General features: G+C 52.6%; 1 protein-coding gene. It reads left to right on the forward strand.

The window, feature by feature from the left end:
- Positions 1-1,028 (forward strand): elongation factor Tu (tuf, locus tag F0319_RS18805; RefSeq protein ID WP_048983652.1); only part of this gene is annotated, 1,028 nt, incomplete at both ends.

Genomic DNA, 1,028 nt, shown 5'->3' on the forward strand with positions numbered 1-1,028 from the left:
AAAACCTACGGTGGTTCTGCTCGTGCATTCGACCAGATCGATAACGCACCAGAAGAAAAAGCTCGTGGTATCACCATCAACACCTCTCACGTTGAGTACGACACCCCGACTCGCCACTACGCACACGTAGACTGCCCAGGCCACGCCGACTATGTTAAAAACATGATCACCGGTGCTGCGCAGATGGACGGCGCGATCCTGGTTGTTGCTGCGACTGACGGCCCAATGCCTCAGACTCGTGAGCACATCCTGCTGGGTCGTCAGGTAGGCGTTCCTTTCATCATCGTGTTCCTGAACAAGTGCGACATGGTTGATGACGAAGAGCTGCTGGAACTGGTAGAGATGGAAGTTCGTGAACTGCTGTCTCAGTACGATTTCCCAGGCGACGATACTCCAATCGTTCGTGGTTCTGCTCTGAAAGCGCTGGAAGGCGAAGCTGAGTGGGAAGCGAAAATCATCGAACTGGCTGGCTTCCTGGATTCTTACATCCCAGAACCAGAGCGTGCGATTGACAAGCCATTCCTGCTGCCAATCGAAGACGTATTCTCCATCTCCGGTCGTGGTACCGTTGTTACCGGTCGTGTAGAGCGCGGTATCATCAAAGTTGGTGAAGAAGTTGAAATCGTTGGTATCAAAGAGACTGCGAAGTCTACCTGTACTGGCGTTGAAATGTTCCGCAAACTGCTGGACGAAGGCCGTGCTGGTGAGAACGTTGGTGTTCTGCTGCGTGGTATCAAACGTGAAGAAATCGAACGTGGTCAGGTTCTGGCGAAGCCAGGCTCAATCAAGCCACACACCAAGTTCGAATCTGAAGTGTACATTCTGTCCAAAGACGAAGGCGGCCGTCATACTCCGTTCTTCAAAGGCTACCGTCCACAGTTCTACTTCCGTACAACTGACGTGACCGGTACCATCGAACTGCCAGAAGGCGTTGAGATGGTAATGCCAGGCGACAACATCAAGATGGTTGTGACTCTGATCCACCCAATCGCGATGGACGACGGTCTGCGTTTCGCAATCCGTGAAGG

Source organism: Enterobacter vonholyi (genome assembly GCF_008364555.1).
Taxonomy (GTDB): Bacteria; Pseudomonadota; Gammaproteobacteria; order Enterobacterales; family Enterobacteriaceae; genus Enterobacter; species Enterobacter vonholyi.